Consider the following 20283-nt stretch of genomic DNA (forward strand, 5'->3'; position numbering starts at 1 on the left):
GGGCCATGCCCGACCTTCCGACCTTTATCTGGAGAATAACCTGGGGTTGTCCAATAAAGAGAGTAATTTGCATTTTGAGCGATAGAATGAAATTACTGGGTATAAAATACCATGACAAAAGTCCTACTACGTCGACATATTTCATGCTATACTTTCGTTAATAGGCAAGTAAATAGGGAGGGATATTAGTATTAGAGAATGTTAATTGTGGACCGTCGAGACTACACCCTTGGTTATCCACATTCCGTAGGTTGTTCAATCATCATTTTGCTTTACAGGTAGTAGGGCTTACCGTAATGAGCCTACGCACAAAGTATAGGTTTATCCACATGGGGGGATAGCGCTTTGGAAGATCACAACGAGATGAAATTAAGTTCATATATACAAAAGAATTCATCCGATCTTTGGTTTTTTTTATACGTAGCTTTGGAATTAGTGGAGTGGATTAGAAAATTACATAGTAGCGGTGTCGTTTTGCATAATGTAAGCCCTGACAATATTTCTATTCAATCCAAAGACGGGCGATTAGCGCTAAAACTGATTTCCGAATCCAGTTCACATCGGATTAATGTGCTAACGTTGGAACAAAATGAGGACCTTATCAAAGTATTTGCTTATATGTCACCAGAGCAGACTGGCCGCATGAAGTGGAAGGTYGATCAACGCAGCGATTTGTATGCGTTAGGTGTGATATTATATGAGTTGCTGACTGGGGAGCTACCTTTTAAAGCGAATACGGCTAACGAATGGATTCATGCTCACATGGCGTTGCTTCCATTGCCTCCGAGTGTAGTTAAAAAGGGAGTTCCACCTATGTTAAGCGACCTCATCATGAAGTTACTGTCCAAAACAGTGGGGAGGCGTTACCAAAGCGCATATGGACTTCTGGATGACTTGCGAAAATGTTCGGACCAGCTAAAGCAGAATGGAATGATTGAGTCCTTTCCACTAGGTATAATAGATAAACTTAGCCGATTTCGGCTACCGGATAAGCTATATGGCCGAGAAAAAGAGCAGCAGGAGCTGCAAGAGGCTTATGAACGAGCCTGTTCGGGTTCTAAGGAGATCATGTTCATCGGTGGTCATGCTGGAAGTGGTAAAACAACGTTAGTCCAAGCTGTTCAAACGTCCGTTATGCATAATAAGGGGTATTTTATTTCAGGTAAGTTCGATCCATTACATACATCCATCCCGTACGCATCACTTATTGCAGCATTTCGCAATTTAATTAGGAAGATACTTACAGAAGATGAAGATCATATTTCCTTATGGCGTCAAAAGATTATAAAGGCCATAGGACAATGTGGCATTGTTCTTATTGAAGTGATTGCCGAGCTAGCCTTAATAATAGGGGAACAACCTCAGGTTGAGACACTGCCTCCAGTTGAATCAACAAACCGATTTCAAACGCTTTTTTGCAAATTTATTAAGGTCTTTGCAGATAAGGATCATCCTTTGGTGATTTGGTTGGATAATTTGCAAGGGGCCGATTCTGCCTCGATTGATTTGCTTCGGGTTTTAATGTTTGATCCTTCGAATAAATATCTTTTCCTCATCGGGACATTTCGAAATAACGAAGTCGATGAAGAACATGAAATAACTGGCATGTTTTCTGACCTCTCACCAATAAGAGATACGTCTATTCGCTCTATTAACCTTGAGGCACTAGGCTACCTAAGCGTAATACAATATGTAGCGGATGCGCTTCATACCGATCAAAGCAGAATTATGCCGTTGGCCAAAATCCTTTATCAAAAAACAGCCGGAAACCCCTTTTATTTAAAGCAAATGTTACAAATTTTTTATGAGAAAAAGCTAATCTATTTCGATTTGAACCAGAAGAGATGGGAATGGCATATACAAGAGATTAGAGAATGTGACGGCTTTCAGGATGTAAGTAGCTTAATCGTGGGAAGGTTTGAAACGCTTCCATATGAAACTCGTGAAGTCCTGCATTTAGCTGGTTGTATTGGAAAATCTTTTAAAATTCATATGTTGTCCATGCTATGTGGGCAGGAGACGGAACAAACGGAACAGGATTTAGTGCCCGCACTAAGTGCAGGTTTGGTATTAATTGAAAATGATCGCTATGTGTTCTTACATGATCAGGTGCAGAGGGTAGCCTATGATTACATACCGAAAGAAGAGAAAACGCATGTCCATTTGAAAATAGGCCGCTTGATGCTTTGTTATTTACAATCAGAACCGTGGGACGAGCATCTGTTTGAGATTGTACATCATCTAAATTTAGGCAGCGAGCTTATGACGGACCCGGTGGAAATTGAAAAGTTGGCCGAGCTATGTTTACGAGCAGGAAGAAAGGCTAAAGCATCTGCAGCCTATGTCCAGGCATTGGAACTATTGGAGAAGGGCTCTCAATTAATTGCGACCGAAGGGTGGTCCCAGCACTTTGATCTCTACGCCAAACTTCTAATTGAATGTTCGGAATGCCAGTATTTCTGCGGTTACTTTGAACAAGCGGAAACTGTTCTCGAGCAGTTATTGCTACATGTAAATGATGTTTTGGATAGAGCAAAGATCTATGTTATCCAAATTACGATGTATGCATTTCAAAAAAAAGTAGGACAAGCGAGCGACGTTGCTTTAAAAGCTATGGCTGAGTTTGGGCTTCTTATTCCATCCAAATCTTCTCGGCTATCCATTATGAGGGAGATTATCTACACGCAAGTCATGCTTGCAGGAAAGCGCAGTCATTTAAAGGACTTACCGCTGAGCCAAGACCCACTGCATAAAGTATTAGCGGAAATAGTTATGGTCTCATCGTCGATTTTATTTGTTGCAAATGATGAACTGGCCGTCATTTTGTTTGCAAGATACGTACGAATGTCCTTGGATCAGGGGCACGCCGAAGCGTTGGCCATTGCGCTTGGTTCGTATGCCATGACACTTGCTTTCGGATTTAAAAGTTATGGAACTGCGTTACGTCTAGCCGAGATCGCGCTCCACTATTCCGAGAAAACGGACAGCCTCCTACTGCAAGGGAAAATTCAAGTTATTGTAGGGCTAATTTTACAATTGGTGCGACCTCAGGAATCAGGTTCGTACTTTCAAAAAGCGGGACAGTTAAGTTTGGAAGGCGGTGATTTACTTTATGCTGGACATGCCCTATCCTGCCAATTAATTGCGGGCAGCAAGGATTTGCGGCACTTAGATCATATATGTAAAATGAATGCTGAAAAATCTACCCGAGTTTTGGATAAATTGACGTTGAGAGTACTAAATCAAACGATGCAATATGTTGATCTCTTGCAAAATACGACGGATTCCAACCATTTGAATTTTAACAAAGGGTATTTTGACGAGAGCCAACTGAAACAGGAAGAATTCTTGTTCGCTCAGCACAATGTCAATCTGTATTACTATTACACTTGTAAGCTTGAGGTCTCGTACCTATATGGCCATTACCCGGAAGCTCTGGCGATAGCGGAACAATCGAAGGATCTCGAGGCAGCAGTGCTGGTGCCAATCAAGCAGAAACACTGCTTCTATTATGCATTATCCATTATTGCTATATATCCAAGCGCAACGCAGCGTATGAAATGTCATTATCGCAAAATTTTTAATCAACTGTTGTCTCGAATGAAACAATGGACGAAGCTCGTTCCGGAAAGCACATTGTCTAGATATTGGACGATGCTTGCAGAATTGGCTATTTGGGATCAAGAATTTGCCAAAGCAGAGACCCTGTATGATCAAGCTATTCAATGGGCGCAAAAGAACGAATGTCCACAGGATGAAGCGATTGTGAATGAAAGGGTTGCTCACTATTACTTGCAGTTGGATAACCATAAAAGAGCGGAAGTTTACCTTCAGGACGCCTGTAAGGCCTATTATAAATGGGGGGCTTTTGGGAAGGTGAAAAGTTTACAGGATCGCAATCCGTCACTGATGGCCATCATCTTCAATGAGATGAACCCTTCCGATGATCGTAGCGACCATGCAGTGAAAGAAACCGCGGCAGTTGATAAAAGGCCCAATAATGTCCTTAATAGCGAATTAGATATGGACACGCTCCGACAAGCTTCAAAGATTGTTTCAAAGGGTAAAGCGGAGAAGGAGTTACTCAATGATTTTCTTAATTTGGCCATATATAATGTTGGCGCTGAAAGGGGATGTATCCTATTAGGAAGTGAGGGTATGTGGACTGTAGAGGCAGAAAAGGAAAGCAACCATAAGAAAGAGAGCCATGGGGATACCAGAGCCCACTTTTCAACTTCCGTGGCACAATTCGTGATGCGAACACGAGAATCGCTCATTCTTGGTGATGCTCGTCAAAGTATATTCGTAACAGATCCTTATATTCGGGTGAACCAACCTAAATCAATATTGTGTTTACCTTTTCGATATACAGATCACCGAGATGGCATCTTGTACATGGAAAATAATCTAACATCTGATGCATTTACCACAGATCGGTTGGAAGTATTAGAAATGATATTCTCACGAATGTCCTATATAAGGATCAATTCCGTTGAGGATGTAAAAAATACGGATGTCAAAGTGTCACCCACATTAATTGAATCGCTTTCGAGTCGAGAAATAGAAATTCTTCGTTTAATGGCAGAAGGCTTGTCCAATAAGGAAGTTGCTGTACAGTTAGATATTACGGAAGGAACTGTAAAAAGCCACGCTTTCAACATCTATGGAAAGCTGGAAGTAAATCGAAGGGTACAAGCCATTTCCAAAGCAAGAGAGCTTCAACTATTGAACTAAGTGTGTGATTTCCTTTTGAAGCAATTCCCCACGAATAATTTGAATATCTTGTGGTGCTTCAATGGCGAGACGTAAGTGACCCTCATCACTTTTAATCACTCTTACTATGATCTTCTCATCAATCACGATGTATTGACCCGGCTTTCTTCCAACAACCAGCATATTGTGCACTCCTTAATCGTATTTACCCATGAGACTCAACGAGTATCGGTTATGAGTATTATCTTAGTTGGTTGCCCTGAAAAAGTAATCTAACGAAAGTTATAACGGATCAAAAATAATAATTATGACAGTGGAATAGGGCATAAGTCCTAGGTTTTCGGTATCAAACGAGAGAGTTGAAGTGATACAAAAAGAAGGCATAAGGATGACATTACGATCAGGAGTATAACGAAAGTTGTATTCAATTTTATTCGACATGAAGTGCAAAATAGAAGTTCCGAAGTAATTAGATGTCGATTTATAGAATTTATTTTAAAAAGGTATTCACATTTAAACGTCTACCGCCGATATATCAGGTAAAGGATATCATATCCACTCAAGGACGAGTGAATGAGCATGGCATTTTTCAGGTTGACTGAAAAGTAGCTATGTTAATTTACTCGTCTTTTTGTGTTTTTTTAGATTTAGAAATAGGGATTAAGATGCAAGACCAATAGCATAGAGTGACTTACGGATGAGCAAATAGCTCGATTGTCGATCTTCAGGATGAAGACAGACATCGAGTCGTTTGCTCATCTTTTTTTTCATACTAACTCATAGGGAGATGAGATGGATGTTGGTTTTAGGAAGAAGACCTGGAGAATATGTGTTGATTGACGGCAAGATTACGGTGAAAGTCATCAAAAGTGAAGAAGGACATTTGCGTCTGGCGATCGATGCACCGCGGGATATTTCAATTGTTCGTGGAGAATTGGTTGAAGAGGAAATGAAAAATAAACATATAGATAACGAATAAGATTACCTTCCATTCAAGGCCGAGTGGTGTGGATCAGGGATGAGCAGGGTTACGGATCTTACGATTGATGTTGGATAAGCGCGCATTCAACGAGCAATTGTCGGAACGTATCCCTAAGCTTTAATGAATGCAAACGGATGTGTATTCAAAAACCCACATGGAGGTAGTCTATTATGAGAATTAATCACAACATTACAGCAACAAACACGCACCGTCAGTTGAGCACGAACACAGCAAACCAAAGCAAATCTATCGAGAAATTGTCTTCCGGTCTTCGCATCAATCGTGCAGGTGATGACGCAGCAGGTCTAGCAATCTCCGAAAAAATGCGCGGTCAAATCCGCGGTTTAGATCAAGCTTCCCGTAACGCGCAAGACGGTATCTCTTTGATTCAAACAGCTGAGGGCGCACTTAGCGAAACTCATGACATTCTTCAACGTATGCGTGAGCTATCTGTACAAGCAGCTAACGGTACGAACACAGCGAATGACCGTGATGCGATTCAATCCGAAGTAAACCAATTGACTTCAGAAATCAACCGTATCGGTAACACAACTGAGTTCAATAATCTTAAATTGCTTAACGGAAAAATCAACGTAACACCAGCTGTTACAGCTAATGTTAAAGGTGGACAACTTTCCTCCGGTAACATTGACATTCTAGCTGCTGCTACGCAAGCTACAGCAAAAGGTACTGCTCTTACTAGTACTTCCACACAAATTTCTGCTGTAGGTGGACCAACAGTTACGGGTACTAAAGCATTTACTACGCCGGGTACTAACAACTCCGGACCTAACGTTGGTGAAACGAAAGCTGTTCTTACAGGTGCGGCTCTAACTGCACAAAACGTTGGTGCATTTGCTCCTTCAGTTACAGGTACCAATGACTATGCTACTGCAGTAGGGCCTAACCTTGCGACGACTGGTGCAACTGCGGTTGGTGGAACGGTTCTAAATACGAATGCAGCTTTCAAAGTCTCATCTTCTGCACATCAAGAAGCGGTTGGAACATCGACTTATGCTACTGCTGTAGGTCCAGACGTCACAGCGCTAAACAATGAATTGCAGTTCACGGTCGGTGGATCCACATACACCGCAACAATGACAGCTAAAGATTATGATGGTACTGCTGGAAATACGGTTACTGATTTTGCCGCTGATCTTCAAACTGCAATGCGAACTGCCGCGGGTGGAGATACCAACATCAGTGTGAGCTTGAATGCTACAACCAATAAAATAGAAATTGGTTACGCAGGAACAAGTACTGCTTTCAGTGTTGATGGTGGTGGACTAGCTACATCACATTTAGGTGGCGCTTTAGCGACAACTACCGTTGCACAGAATGATACATTATCCTTGACTGTTAATGGTACAACTAAAAATATTACCTTAGCATCTGCTACTTACGATTTGACAGGGGGCGGAGCAGCTACATTCTTGGCTGACCTTAACGCGAAATTGGACGCTCAATTCGGAGCGGGTAGCGTTGTTGGATCATTTGATGGAGCAGGTAAGTTAAAGTTGACTGATGGTGCGACAGGTTCAGGCAGCACAATTACTAGCATTACGGGTAACGGAGCAGCTTCGCTTGGATTGGATACAGCGACACTTACGCAAGGAACTGAAAACAATTCCTTAACATTAACGTATGGCGGCGTACAAAAAACCATTACAATGGCGGTAAACGATTATGATGGCACTGCAGGTAAAACAACAGCAGACTTCTTAACGGATCTTAACGCTAAGCTGACAACAGCTTATGGTGCAGGTAAAGTTACTGCCTCCCTAGATGCAAGCAAGAATATTAAATTCACAACACAAAATGCTGGTGACACGTTGTCGCTTGACAGTGGCGGTTTGCTAGATAAAGTGGTTAAAAACAGCGCGGCTGACTCATTGACTGCTAGCACACCAACTGCCAACAACCAATTGTCCTTGTCTGTAAATGGTACGAACAAAACAATCACATTGTCAGGTAACTATACAGACCTTACCAATGCTGGTCAGCAAACTAGCTTCGTAACAGATATCAATGCGAAATTAGATGCTGCATTTGGTGCAGGTAATGTTGCCGCATCATTTAGCAGTGGTAAATTGGTGTTAACTGACAATACAACGGGTACTGCGAGCACTATCGACAACATCGGTGGTACGGCAGCAACAGCTCTAGGCTTGAGCGGCAGCGCACAAGGTACAGAGTCCAACAAGTTGGATGTGACATACAATGGCGTATCCAAAACAGTAACACTTGCTACAGCTGATTATAGTGCTGGCGGCAATGACAGTGCGACTGATTTCCTAGCTGACATTCAATCCAAATTGGATACAGCATTTGGAGCAGGTAACATCAATGCTAGCTTTGATGCAAGCAATAAAGTCGTCTTCGCAGCGAAAAATGCATCCGACACAATAACTATCGATGGCGGTGGGGCGGCAGCTCTTCTGAAAGCAGCTCCTGCGGATTCCTTTACAGCAGGCGTTTCAAGCAGTAACAATGCGCTGAATATTACTGCAAATGGTGTTAGCAAGAGCATTACGTTGTCTGATGCAACGTATGATTTTACTAACGCTGGTGACAAAACTAGCTTACTAGCTGATCTGAACGGAAAATTGAACACTGCGTTTGGAGCAGGTAACGTTGTTGCTTCCTTCGATGCAAGTAATAAATTGACTTTCACAAACGGCTTGTCTGGCTCCGAAAGCAGCATTACTTCAGTTACAGGTTCAGCAGCTAACGCTTTAGGCTTAACTTCCACAACGAACACGCAAGGAAGCAATGCTAACAACACAGGAACAATCACAATTGATGGAACTGCTGTTAACATTACACTTGCTGCTCAAAACTACACAACAGGTGGTCTAGCATCTGATCTTCAATCACAAATTCGTGCAGCTGGTGGAGCACTTGCTAATGCATCTGTTAACTTCACAGACGGAGCATTCCAAATCACTTCGGGTACTAACGGAGCTGCTGGAAGTGTAAGCATTTCAGCTGGTGACTTGGCAAAAACATTGAAACTAGATGTAACAAATGCAACTAGCACTGCTGGCGCTGCTACTGCAGACAAAGGTTTGCGTTTCCAAGTAGGCGCAAATGCTGAGCAAACGATCGCTGTTGGTGTATCTGATATGCGTAGCCAAGCATTAAACATCAGTGATTCTGCTACAGGAACTGTAACAGCTAGCGATGGCAAAACAGCATCCTACACAGCAGTTTCAACAGTAACAGACGGAACTAGCAACACGAATACAGAATTCGCGTTGGATATTTCCTCCACTGAAAAAGCAACTGCAGCTATTAGCGTATTGGATGATGCGATCAACGCAGTATCTACACAACGTGCAAGCTTAGGTGCTTACCAAAACCGTTTGGAACATACAATCAACAACTTGAATACGTCTTCCGAGAACTTAACGGCTGCTGAATCCCGTATCCGTGACGTAGACATGGCGAAAGAAATGATGAACCAGTCCAAAGCTAGTATCCTTGCACAAGCTGCACAAGCTATGCTTGCTCAAGCGAATCAACAGCCTCAAGGTGTTCTTCAATTACTTCGTGGTTAATCATAGCTTTAATCAAATGGACTCTAGATTTTCTAGAGTCCATTTTTTATTTCCATTGAGCTCTTTGCTTTTTAATATACGATCTTTCGCTGTGCCCAATAGCTGAATGAGAATAATAAGGCTTCCGTAATAAGCTTTGCAGCTATGAGCGGTATGCCGATGCTTTCATGAAACAGGTACATAATACCGTAGTTCAATAACATGATAATGAGAACGAGAGAGAAATACCGGGGCAACGATTTGCGGATAGCCACTCCGTTCCTTTTGGCAAAAACAAATTTGCGATTCATGGTGTAATTGAATATGGAGCTTAACAATCGTGATCCAATGATGGAAACGAGCAAATTGGAGGTCATCCCTTGCAGCAAGATCAGCAATAGGAAATCCAAGATTGCGGCGAATCCTGAAGATGCACAGAATTTCAGGAAGGGAAAGTAAACTCTAGCAGAATCGGCGAGTGGGCGAAAATGCGAAGATTTATTGTCGTCTAAATAGACGGTGTCGATCGGCACCTCAACCAAGTCATATCCCACATGGGGAGCCTCGAGAAGCATATTCATTTCATATTCGAATCGATTGCCTGGAATTTGGCATAGCCAATCCAACATTTCGGAGGAATAGCCCCGCAAGCCAGTTTGCGTATCTTGTATGGGCTTGCCCGTCGCCAGAGCGTAAACCATCCGCGTAGCCGAATTCCCGATGCGGCTGCGCATGGGAACTTTGCCCGTGAATTGTCTGCTGCCCAGTACGATATGATTACGGTGCTCGCGAACGGCTTTCGTGAGCCTTAGAATATCTTCAGGCAGATGCTGTCCATCACTGTCAGCGCAGACAACGCCATCACTACCACCATGCTGTCTCACATAATCAAAGCCCGTTTTCAATGCGCTGCCTTTCCCTTGGTTCATCTTGTGCGTGAGCACGGTACAACCAGCTTGCTTCGCTGAATCAAAAATACCGCGGTATTCTTCACCGCTGCCATCGTCAACGACAAGGATCGAATCGTCGCTAACTTCTTTTAGATGATGGATAAGGGAAATTAACCTTTCGTCCGGCTCGTAGGAGGGGATGAGGATGGTCATGGTATCAGTCCTCCTTGCTTAAGATTTAGGAATATAGATAATGTCGCTTACGCCTCGTTCGATGCCTTTGCCAAGTGGATTATTAACGACTCTGCCCATAAAATACATCGTGGAAGAACCGCCGCCATCGAGATTATAAGCTTCGGTAGCGCCGAGTTCATGGAAAAGATTCGCGAATTCAGTTAACGTCATGCCACGGCTATAGTTGGTTTTTCGTCCGTCGACCACGACAAACACAAAGTGATTCGGCGAGATCATCCCAATGCCGGTGCGCGGATTGGCATCTTGAATCGATCGGTTTCCGAAGTTTTTATCAATTTGCACGGCGGAGAAATCTCCGGCTATCTCGCCATCTTTGACGAGGATAGGGCCGAAGGAAAAGGTGTTTGTTGTTCCCTTAGCAAGCAAATCTTGTGAAGATATCTCCTCTTCGTTATAAGCTTGCAAAGTGCCATTGTTGAGTAAGGCAAGGCCGTCACGCGCTGGTTCATCGCGGTAAACGGTACCGCCTCGAATGATGACGCCGTCGTTGCGAAAGCCGTAATAGTCGCCGTTGATCGCGAATACGGCGTTGTTGCTTGCAGCAATTGTCGAAGTATTCTCGATGATGTTGGTGCCGAAGGCATTTTTAGCAAAAGCTGTGAGCAGATTCGTGCTATTGTTGAAAGTCACGTCGGCGACGAAATAAGTGATCGTATCAGCTCCGGTGCCCGTTTGCACCTGTTTTATGCTAATCGTCTGGTTGTCGTCCTTATAATTCCAGTCATCGGATTGCGCTTGTGACGCTGCTTGTTTCACGGGCAAATCTTGATTTACGACGTTATTCTGGGCGACGACGACTTCGACGTGCTCGAATAAATAACGATTAGCAAGCCAATAGAGAATCGCAGCAATGATACATAGAAATATAACGATGATGGTGATAATTTTGGTTCTTTTTCGCTGGGGGAAAATGATGATCACTCCTCTCCGGTTCATAAAATCATTGTAGTGCGGCAACCTTTAGTGAAGCTTAAATGTCAGCAGGATAGGCAAATGAGTGACTGTTATCACACTTACATAAAGTTCAAAGTGTACGATTTAACCACTAAAGTTTAAACTTTAAACGTTAAATTTCGAACTTCAAACTCCAAACTTTACCATGTTAAACTTCATTACCTCCCTCAAATCAGAATTGTTAAAAATTCCTAGTAACCGTCTTAAATCTCCGCTATCAACCGAATCTATTTATAGTATCTATTAAGGTTGGGAGAGGAAATAGACATGGCTAAACATGATATTCTTACCACAACTATTCACTTATCCATTGATAACGGCAGCAGTCATATTAAAGGCATCTATGACGATTTGAACAACAGCTTTATTTTCCCTAATGTTGTCGCACAACCTTTTGGGGAGCGCTTTTTACTGATGGAACAAGGAGATCCCTTGGATTTCTTAGATGTGCAAATCACATCGCCAGCGATTGATACAGAGCAATATCGTCATGTCTACGTTGGAAACTTGGCTATTGGTGACGAAGGAATCGTTCATGAGATTGTCGGAGATAAAGCGGTACAAAAGAAAGCGCAGCGGCCTGAAACCATGGTTACGCTCCTAACGGCTGCGGCTTATGCCATTGCCACGAAGCATGAGGATGCGATTAAACGAGGTAAGAATCGTATTAAAGCTGCGGTGCACTTAGGAACAGGTTTGCCTATAAGAGAAATTACGAAGTTTAGCGAAGAATTTGCACAAAAGATAACAGGTGGCGTTCATTCCATTACGTTTGTTACGACACCGATTTTTAAAGGCGTAACAGTGGAAATGGAGTTTACGCTGCCATCGGATATCAGCATTGATGATGTGTCAGGTGTTTATGACATGGAGGCTACAACCAAGTCACAGTTGTCACATAAAGGCTTCGGGATTGCAGACGTTGGCGGTGTCGATATGGATATTGCTTTCTTCAGACCAGGGCTTGATCTGGATCAACGGCATTCAACGGGGGCTAAAATCTATTTAAACGATGCGTTGGAAAGCATTCGTAATGAAATCAACGCCCAAGGAGAAGAGTTAATCTCAAGCACCGCGGAACTGACGATCATGCTAGTCAACAAGGAGTATGAAATTTACGCTGAGGGTAAAGTGGCTTTTGACATGACGAACCTCGTAAACCGTCACATGCGTATCCTAGCCGAAAAGGTATTAAAATACGCCCGCAACTCTTGGAAACATGTTCGCTATGCGAATGAGTTCTGGTTTATCGGGGGCGGGGCCATCGTTCTGCAACCTTGGATCGAGAAACTAAATGCGGAGTTAGGCTTGCCGATCCGATTTGATAAATCAGAGTACAGTCAATTCCGCAATGTGCGCGGTACTTTCTTTTTGCTGGAGCATGCCTTGAAACAAACAAATAATGAAGCAGCGGCAAGCAAGGAAACCCAGAAGGAAACTGAGGCTGGGAGCGGAGCGGATTGAAGAAACGGAGATCGACTGTTTTGGTGAGTCCGGGTAAGGATGTGACCCTATACATTCCGACAGAAACATCGCCAGAGGTCATTGCGTATATGAACCAGTTGAAAGCTGAAGGCATGTTTAGTCATGGCATTATGGAGATTTTGACCAAGCATATCCTTCACGAACAATCGCTAGCTACGTTGGTAGGCGAAGAGGATCTCAATCATACTATCGAATCATTCCTAGAGGATGATCATTTCTTTACCGCACCCATGGAACACCAGGAATCTGTGGATATCCCGGTTTCTAACAGACAGAAGAACTTCAGTTTAGAAGATATATTTCGCCAAGCTGGTCGTAATGCCGGCAAGCTTATGTAGGATGTAACTGGGTGGGGTGAACTCCGATCATAATGAAAAGGAGGACATCGACATGTCTAACGGACAAGTAAGTGAGGGTACACGTAATTTTACACTGTCGGATGATATTTTCCGTCAACCAGGTCTAGATTTGTGTTCTCAAATGGTCTACATTATTTTGAAAAGCTTTGGCTCTGAGTCCAATTTCCCTGTGATATCGGAGATTGCCATTCTTGGGAGAATGACGGACAAGCAGGCGATGAAGGCGCTGCAAGACCTCGTTGATCTTAAAATCCTTCCGCACAAACTGTTTCGCCGGATGGTTGGCGATTTCCAAGATGATCGCCTCTCATGGGCGGCTAAGGGTTTACTTATCTTTTGCAAAGAGAACCCGCACATTCAATTGCATGACTTACTGGAATTAACGAGCCAATCCGGTGAGGATGAGCTTAGCATTCGCAATTCGTTACGAGAGTTAAGTCAATATGGCTACCTGGATGAATACCCCGATTGGCTACAAATCGCGATCTAAGCTGAGTGAGGATGGTTTGGAGCCAAATGAGACACACTAAAGCGTATGCCAAGGCCAATGTGTCTGGCAATCGAACCATCAACGCTAAGAGGTGATCATGTGAGCGGAAGAAATAATAAGCCAGATAATGACGGCCCAGCAGGGCAGCCTGGCAGGCTTGACCAGTATGGGGACAAGTTGGGATCGAGCAATGAGGAAGAGTTTGAAGCGGCAGCCAATCAGGCATGCGAGGTTTCCTCGACAGCGGATTTGAGCGATCAAGAGCAGCACGAATAGAGGATTCGATAAAGTTTACAAAGTAAGGCCATCCTACTTAGGATGGCCTTTTTGATGTCTACCTGACGACAACGAAGGTGAGAAGCAGTGGAGCTTTGGTTTGTTTCTTGTTACACTAGTACTATGATTGATTAATCACTCATTACGAATGAGGGGAGCTTTTCACAGGCTGGTTTTAGAGAGATTCGAGGCATTGTTCTCGAAGCCTTCCAGACGAATGCGATTCCGAATTCAGAGGAGTGGACGCTGCTCTTTCTTGCGCGTGGCATGCTTTGCAATATTTCTATGGCACTGGGCTTGCCAGAGCTGATGAAGAGTTAAAAGGCTGCAAAGCCGAATTATTTAGTTATTGATCAATCACTAATAATTTGATGTAGTGACATTATAAGTTAGTGATTGATCAATTACAATTCAACCTTGAGGAGGATTTTTGTTATGCAAAAAGCGATTGTTATTGGAGCAACTGGCGGAACTGGTGCTGCTGTCACGGAGGAATTAGTGAATAGAGGGATTCCTGTCATTGCCTTCGGGCGTTCGCTCGCGAAGCTAGAGCAGTTCGCTGCTCGGTTGGGCCATCCTACACATCTAACACTTGCCGTAGGAGATGCCTTCTTAGCAGATGATGTGGCAGCCGCAGCTCTAGATGCCGATGTATTGTTCCATTGCGCAAATGTCCCTTACCATGAGATGGCTACGCGGCTGCTTCCGCTGGGAGAGGCAATTATGGAGGCTGCTGACCGACTGGGTCTCAAGGTGGTCGCGGTTGATGGCATCTACCCCTATGGAAGAAAACAAGCGCATTTTTACGGAGAAGCACCCTAAGCAGCCTCACACGCGAAAAGGACAGATTAGGCTGCAATTTGAACAGATGATTTTCGACAAGCGGTGGAAGCAAGCACGCCCATTGATTGCTCGTCTGCCCGATTATTATGGCCCAACGGCCAATCAAGCCTCGTATCTAGGTTCTACGTTAGAAGCCGTTGCTGCTGGCAAGATGGCTTTCTTCATTGGGAACATGGATGTGCCACGTGAGTATGTTTATTTACCAGATGCGGCTACGACGGATCCGCTTCGACTTAGTGGTGAAAAGTACGAACGTTGGATAGGGCAGATCCCCGCAATCAGCTTTGAGGAGGGCATTGCGGCTACAATTCATCAGTTAAAGAGGTAGAGACTAACTGTCTCGTTCCGAGTGTGAGCTTTATGAATGGATTAAATGGATATTCTACAGCTAATTTCGTGGGGATTTCTACTTTCGAAGGTTTAAATGGATTTACTACAGCTAATTTGGTTCTAATCGTACATTATGGAGAAATTCATCGAAATTAACATGAGAAAATCCATTTATTTGCGCCAAAATGATGAAAAGCTGAATTTTAGCTTCAGAAAATCCAGTTATTCTTTGAAGTAGCGAGCTTTGCAAGTCGTACTCACTACGAACCAACGGTGAATATTCCTAGCGTAAAAAACGCCTGAGACACCAACAGCGGCAATTAATATGCCAGAGGCAACACTGCAAATACACTGAATCAGGTCGATTTCAATACGATTTCATCGGATCAAATCAAGATTATTTTTACAAACGGAGCTGCCTTCAGCGGGCTAGTTGAACTTGAAGTCTTCCTTCATGTGTCACTTGAAGATACGAATGCCAGCATTTGCGGTAACAGCGGCCATTGAGCAGTTACCAAACCCCATTAGAAGTGAAGCTATCTCATAAAAATGCTATTTACGCAGCACGCTCTGCTTATAGTGGTCTTACAGAGAATCAGAAAAGATTAGTCACTGAAACTAGCAGAAATAAATTAACCGAGGTAGAAACAGCACTCGGAGTACTGGAAGATATGTTGACTGACATGACAGTGCTTTATGCTTTTAGTAATAAAACGGGAACCGAGATGATTATACAAGTGGATTCGACACTAGATATTCATATGGGTTAGATCCAGCTCTCTTTCAAATTACATCAAATGAAGCCAATGTTACGGTAGCAACGGCCCAGTACGATTCTGCTGATTCAAGTCATCGAACCATAAAGTTAACGTTGCCCTCGTCAGCGCTACTTGATGCAACAACAGTTAACGTTTCAATAATAAGTGGAACATTTCAAACAAGCACATCCCAGATTTCAAAGGTAGTCGAATAATTCGTTAAGCGTTGCAAGACTTTTTATTTTTTGGATCGTATCAAATTCAATCAACTGCTTATAATAAACTCGCATTAACTCAAACTACATCTTAAGGAGTGTGAGCAACATGTCAGGTCACAAACAGCAAGGACAATCCAGAAAAAATACAACCACACGTACAGAGGACCAGAGCAGCAACAAAGGTGGAAAATAACGCTGATCGTACATGAGGAGGCTGGAATATGCTCGAAAATGTAGAAAGCAATTATGATTGCGCGAATTCGGGAGATGATTTGCACAATTTAATACAGGAACTTGAACAGTTCCAAGGCTCGGAAGAGCAGCGCAATCGACTAAAAAATCAGATCCAATTTATACAGAATAAATGCTCCATCACGCATGAACATAACCCTAAGTGAAGAAAGTCCATGCCCTCTACATCAGAGGCATGGACTTCTTTTAACATTAACCCTTCGTCATCCGATTGAGATCGGAAGTGAGCTTGTCGAGCTGAAGGAAGCTCTCCAGAATATCGCGAATTCGGCTGTCCTGTGTCGTCATACTTGCGGACATTTCTTGGATGGACGCCATGTTTTCTTCGGTAATACCAGCAATCGTGACGATCTGGTCCGTAATTCGCGTGTACTGTTGGTGAAGATTCTCCGCTGATTGTTCTACGTGAGCGGACTGACTTTCCAGTTGACCCGCATCGGTCGCCAGTGCATGCATGACTTGTACGACTTTCTGTGCGGCATTACTGCCATCCGCTACGGATTGCTGCCCCTGTAAGACTTGCGCCGCGGCTTGCGTTGTTTTCGAACGAATATCCTCGAGAATCTGCTCGATCTGCTCGGTAGATTGCTGCGAGGTTTCGGCTAATTTACGAATCTCGTGTGAAACAACGCCGAATCCTCTACCGTGCTCGCCTGCACGTGCGGCTTCAATGGCTGCGTTCAGTGCAAGCAAATTCGTCTGCGTCGAAATATGCTTAATCGTCGCAACAATATCACTGATCCGCGAGTTCTGACTGTCGAGATCGTTCATCAACTGAACGGAAGAATCCATGGTTTCGTGGGCACTTTTCATTTGCATCTCTAAGGACTCTGCTTCTTCACTCCCCACCTGGGTCAGTTGGGCAGAGCTTACGGAGAGATCTCTCATTTCCGTTGAGCGGCCAGCAAAGGAGGTGACGGATTGCTCGATATGTCGAATGGACTCGGTAATATCATTAATGCTGGACGTTTGCGTTTCCGTGCTTGCGGTAATTTCCCCGAAGGCTAAGGTTACTTCTCTAGAAATAGAGCCCGTTGCTGTCGCATTCTGCCTCAGATTTGAGCTGAACTGTGTAAGTGAGACTAGAGAAGAGGAGACGAGATTAACCAAATCGACGGATTTGTTTTTCTCCAGAACGGCCTGTTCCCGCTCAGAAAAGATATCTTTTTGTAATTTCTCGCTGAATTTCGTAGATACGAATAAGGGCACAGCAATTAAAGCAAGGTACATGTACATATTTACCATATCGTTGTCGCCGAAAATCTCGGTTTTATAAGGGCTTATGAAGAAGTAGGCCGTTAGAACGACACCCAAGAAGCTGGAGAATGCAATTGCGCGCGAGCTGCCATACAACGTCATAATGGCTAGATTCACGTAGACTAGGAGATAGGTTGTGAAGATGGGACCCGTCAATATGAGTAACCACGTTAGTAGTGTGATAATGGCGGATATGATGTACATGATGTAGGTGGTTAGCCAACGTTTATAGGTAAGAACGGTTGCCAATCCGCTGGTCAATGTGCCGACAACGAGAAGGACGATGATCGAATCCATACCTGCAGCCGTAAGGAAATCGACAGCTATGCCGAGGGCAAGCATTCCCCAAATAATATTCACAAGCAGTTTGTTGCGGCGGTGCAATGTCTCCATATAATTCATCATCCGTCCACCTTTTCCTTATAATGTTACGTTAAGATGATAACATGAAACGACAAATTTTTACATAAATTTAACGGGTACTAATCCAACGCTTCCCGCCATTGATTCAGCAGCTTTTCATGCTGCTGCGCAGCTAGATCAAAGCGGTACGCAGCAAGGAGATTCTCCAACTTTACTGGCGTGAGTAGCGGATTCACAGGGATATCTAGCGCTACAGGGAAAGAAAATGCCGTGTTCATGTAATCGGTTTGAACCTCCTTTGAGAGCATGAAATCAACAAGCTGTTTGGCTGCAGCAGGGTTGTTGCCTCCCTTTAGGATGGAGACAGCACCGATCTCCCACCCTGCCTGTGGTGGAATAAGCGAACTTATGTTATAGCCCGAGTTTTTGAAACGCAGCTGGTCGCTTAGGAAGGAGACAGCTGCTGCCACTTCGCCTTCAGCTAGATGCTGTGCGCTCGTGTTGCCGGCGAACGTCATGGAGGCGCTTTGCTTCTTCAACGCTTGCATGAGATCAATCGCTGCGCTATCCCCGCGCTGCTGGGCAACCGATGCGAGCAGTGTGTAGCCTGTCCCCGACGTCTCTGGGTCAGGAATCTCGATCTTGCCCTTAAGCTCAGGGCGCAGCAGATCCTCGTACCGCTGTGGCAGCGGAAGGTTCGCCAGCTGAGGATCTTGCTGCCAGACAGTTTGGTTGACGCCAATGGCCAGTGCACCCATGTAAATGCCAGTCCAATAACCGTCCGTATCTTTGTACTTGGAGGGGATGCTGCCAGCGGAGGCAGATGAATAACGAATCGATTTACTCTTATTTTTGAGCTGCTCGTGTAGATCAGCAGGGCCACCGAGCACGACGTCAATACCCGTTTTGCCCAGCGTTAGCAGGTGGTAGCTCGCTTCACCACTGGACATCCGGATAATATCATACGGTTGATCTGTTTGTTCCTTGAACGTCTCGAGCAGAATTTTCCCTGCATCCTCCTGAAAGATGACGTATACCTTAAGAGGCTGGTTACTTTGCTTCTCCCMTAAGACGAGATATCCAAGATACACACCGATACCGACGATGAGTACGAATAAACCTTTTTTCCACATGGTGAAACCTCCTCTGAACAGCCGAAAAAGGAAACCGAAGTTTCCCTTTTCAACCCGCTGCTATTTCATATGTTGAATTAACTTATTTTAATTAAATGAATTTTGTCATCGGCTGCACTAATCGTGACATTCCCCTGATATCTTGTCAAACCGATATCATAAGCATCGACAATCCATTCTTTCATATCATCATCTATGATGAAGTATCGTTCCTTCTCGCCGAGGAACATGGAAGATTTCACGAAGCCGCTCACTATAAATTCGCCGGCATTCGTTGCATTAATACGCATGGACTCAGGTCGAATACTGAGCAGCACTTTCTCACCTGCCGTCACAGCTTCATCAATCGTCACGCTTGCCGTACGCTTGCTCGTACCATATTCCACAGTAGCTTTGCCATTGGCAGATTCACGTACAACGGCATCAACGAAATTCGTTGTCCCGATAAAGTCGGCGACGTAAGGCGTGCGAGGCTTGTAATAAATATCATGTGGTGTGCCGTACTGATCAATCGCGCCTTTGTTGAAGACAACGATGTGATCGGACATCGATAAGGCTTCCAGTTGGTCATGAGTGACGTAAATGACGGTTAAACCAAGCTCTTGCTGGATGCTGCGCAGCTCCACACGTACTTCTTCACGCAGCTTCGCGTCCAAGTTACTTAGCGGCTCGTCAAGCAGGATGATCGGCGAGTTCATGACGAGTGCCCGCGCCATAGCTACCCGCTGCTGTTGCCCCCCGGACATCTCATGCGGATACCGCTCCTCAAGTCCGGTCAGTTTCACTTTAGCCATCGCAGACCTAACGCGATCCTGTATTTCCGCCTCAGGGCGCTTTTGAATATCCAGCCCGTAAGCCACATTATCGAATACCGTCATGTGCGGGAACAGGGCGTATTCCTGAAATACCATCGGTGTTCCGCGTTTATAAGGGGGCAGATCATTGACGAGCTGACCGTCGATCCGAATTTCACCCTCATCAATGGTATAAAAGCCGGCAATCGAGCGCAGCAGAGTTGTTTTCCCACATCCACTTGGACCGAGAAAAGTAATAAACTTTCCGCGTTCAATCTGCAGATCGATCTGTTTAAGAACGTGGTTGCTGCCAAACACTTTACCCACATTTTTTAAATCTAACAATATGTGTGAACTCATGATTCTCACTCCTTAGGACGTCAGTGTTACGT

14 protein-coding genes and 2 pseudogenes are annotated in these 20283 nt (G+C 44.2%); 10 read left to right on the forward strand and 6 right to left on the reverse strand.

Annotated elements, in window-relative coordinates; all coding sequences use genetic code 11:
• The first annotated feature begins 345 nt into the window (after window positions 1-345).
• A complete protein-coding gene (locus tag AB4114_RS20510) occupies window positions 346-4734 on the forward strand; it encodes an AAA family ATPase (RefSeq protein WP_441990110.1) in 4389 nt (1462 codons plus the stop codon).
• On the opposite strand, the gene AB4114_RS20515 is transcribed toward AB4114_RS20510, so the two are convergent.
• Window positions 4723-4896: a carbon storage regulator gene (locus AB4114_RS20515; protein ID WP_441990111.1), complete on the reverse strand. Its 174-nt coding sequence runs from the start codon at window positions 4894-4896 to the stop codon at window positions 4723-4725. The two genes, AB4114_RS20510 and AB4114_RS20515, sit on opposite strands and share 12 nt — an antisense overlap.
• Window positions 4897-5509: 613 nt before the next feature.
• Here AB4114_RS20515 and AB4114_RS20520 point away from each other — a divergent pair.
• Together AB4114_RS20520 and AB4114_RS20525 are read left to right on the forward strand one after the other, a co-directional pair.
• Window positions 5510-5692 (forward strand): carbon storage regulator, encoded by a 183-nt coding sequence (locus AB4114_RS20520; RefSeq protein WP_056622538.1) that lies wholly within the window; start codon window positions 5510-5512, stop codon window positions 5690-5692.
• Window positions 5693-5865: 173 nt separating this feature from the next.
• A complete protein-coding gene (locus tag AB4114_RS20525; RefSeq protein ID WP_441990112.1) occupies window positions 5866-9255 on the forward strand; it encodes a flagellin N-terminal helical domain-containing protein in 3390 nt (1129 codons plus the stop codon).
• Window positions 9256-9326: 71 nt separating this feature from the next.
• On the opposite strand, the gene AB4114_RS20530 is transcribed toward AB4114_RS20525, so the two are convergent.
• Together AB4114_RS20530 and AB4114_RS20535 are read right to left on the reverse strand one after the other, a co-directional pair.
• On the reverse strand, window positions 9327-10337 hold the full coding sequence (locus AB4114_RS20530) for a GtrA family protein (RefSeq protein WP_441990113.1): 1011 nt from the start codon (window positions 10335-10337) through the stop codon (window positions 9327-9329).
• A gap of 18 nt (window positions 10338-10355) precedes the next feature.
• Complete coding sequence (locus tag AB4114_RS20535; RefSeq protein WP_441990114.1) at window positions 10356-11300, reverse strand: phosphodiester glycosidase family protein; 945 nt, start codon at window positions 11298-11300, stop codon at window positions 10356-10358.
• Between the two features lie 300 nt (window positions 11301-11600).
• Between AB4114_RS20535 and AB4114_RS20540 the strand changes: the two genes are divergently transcribed.
• From AB4114_RS20540 to AB4114_RS20570, 7 genes and pseudogenes are all read left to right on the forward strand, one after another.
• On the forward strand, window positions 11601-12797 hold the full coding sequence (locus tag AB4114_RS20540) for an Alp7A family actin-like protein (RefSeq protein ID WP_441990115.1): 1197 nt from the start codon (window positions 11601-11603) through the stop codon (window positions 12795-12797).
• On the forward strand, window positions 12794-13156 hold the full coding sequence (locus AB4114_RS20545) for a hypothetical protein (protein WP_441990116.1): 363 nt from the start codon (window positions 12794-12796) through the stop codon (window positions 13154-13156). The genes AB4114_RS20540 and AB4114_RS20545 overlap by 4 nt, the downstream gene beginning before the upstream one ends.
• 52 nt (window positions 13157-13208) lie before the next feature.
• On the forward strand, window positions 13209-13667 hold the full coding sequence (locus AB4114_RS20550; protein WP_441990117.1) for a hypothetical protein: 459 nt from the start codon (window positions 13209-13211) through the stop codon (window positions 13665-13667).
• Between the two features lie 99 nt (window positions 13668-13766).
• Complete coding sequence (locus AB4114_RS20555) at window positions 13767-13943, forward strand: hypothetical protein (RefSeq protein WP_441990118.1); 177 nt, start codon at window positions 13767-13769, stop codon at window positions 13941-13943.
• A 171-nt stretch (window positions 13944-14114) separates the two neighbouring features.
• A pseudogene (locus AB4114_RS20560) lies at window positions 14115-14264 on the forward strand (TetR/AcrR family transcriptional regulator); the annotation flags it as partial.
• Between the two features lie 114 nt (window positions 14265-14378).
• Window positions 14379-15114 (forward strand): annotated as a pseudogene (locus tag AB4114_RS20565) (NAD(P)H-binding protein).
• 1199 nt (window positions 15115-16313) lie between these two features.
• A complete protein-coding gene (locus AB4114_RS20570) occupies window positions 16314-16490 on the forward strand; it encodes a DUF2524 domain-containing protein (protein ID WP_441990119.1) in 177 nt (58 codons plus the stop codon).
• A 46-nt stretch (window positions 16491-16536) separates the two neighbouring features.
• Here the strand turns inward: AB4114_RS20570 and AB4114_RS20575 are convergent, their stop codons facing one another.
• The 3 genes from AB4114_RS20575 to AB4114_RS20585 all read right to left on the reverse strand — a co-directional run bounded on the left by AB4114_RS20575 (window position 16537) and on the right by AB4114_RS20585 (window position 20251).
• Window positions 16537-18006 (reverse strand): methyl-accepting chemotaxis protein, encoded by a 1470-nt coding sequence (locus tag AB4114_RS20575; protein ID WP_441990120.1) that lies wholly within the window; start codon window positions 18004-18006, stop codon window positions 16537-16539.
• Between the two features lie 77 nt (window positions 18007-18083).
• The gene (locus tag AB4114_RS20580; RefSeq protein ID WP_441990121.1) at window positions 18084-19097 is read right to left on the reverse strand and encodes an extracellular solute-binding protein; all 1014 of its coding nucleotides are present in this window, start codon (window positions 19095-19097) and stop codon (window positions 18084-18086) included.
• A 77-nt stretch (window positions 19098-19174) separates the two neighbouring features.
• Window positions 19175-20251 (reverse strand): ABC transporter ATP-binding protein, encoded by a 1077-nt coding sequence (locus AB4114_RS20585; RefSeq protein ID WP_441990122.1) that lies wholly within the window; start codon window positions 20249-20251, stop codon window positions 19175-19177.
• Window positions 20252-20283 lie beyond the last annotated feature (32 nt).

The sequence above is a fragment of the Paenibacillus sp. 2RAB27 genome, assembly GCF_052115445.1.
Classification (GTDB): domain Bacteria; phylum Bacillota; class Bacilli; order Paenibacillales; family NBRC-103111; genus Paenibacillus_E.

What these genes read in the sequence shown, in the direction of transcription:
- AB4114_RS20575 (WP_441990120.1), bottom strand. Translation starts at nt 18,006, where the DNA reads ATGATGAATTATATGGAGACATTGCACCGCCGCAACAAACTGCTTGTG.
- AB4114_RS20540 (WP_441990115.1), top strand. Translation starts at nt 11,601, where the DNA reads ATGGCTAAACATGATATTCTTACCACAACTATTCACTTATCCATTGAT.
- AB4114_RS20585 (WP_441990122.1), bottom strand. Translation starts at nt 20,251, where the DNA reads ATGAGTTCACACATATTGTTAGATTTAAAAAATGTGGGTAAAGTGTTT.
- AB4114_RS20520 (WP_056622538.1), top strand. Translation starts at nt 5,510, where the DNA reads ATGTTGGTTTTAGGAAGAAGACCTGGAGAATATGTGTTGATTGACGGC.
- AB4114_RS20550 (WP_441990117.1), top strand. Translation starts at nt 13,209, where the DNA reads ATGTCTAACGGACAAGTAAGTGAGGGTACACGTAATTTTACACTGTCG.
- AB4114_RS20515 (WP_441990111.1), bottom strand. Translation starts at nt 4,896, where the DNA reads ATGCTGGTTGTTGGAAGAAAGCCGGGTCAATACATCGTGATTGATGAG.
- AB4114_RS20570 (WP_441990119.1), top strand. Translation starts at nt 16,314, where the DNA reads ATGCTCGAAAATGTAGAAAGCAATTATGATTGCGCGAATTCGGGAGAT.
- AB4114_RS20530 (WP_441990113.1), bottom strand. Translation starts at nt 10,337, where the DNA reads ATGACCATCCTCATCCCCTCCTACGAGCCGGACGAAAGGTTAATTTCC.
- AB4114_RS20525 (WP_441990112.1), top strand. Translation starts at nt 5,866, where the DNA reads ATGAGAATTAATCACAACATTACAGCAACAAACACGCACCGTCAGTTG.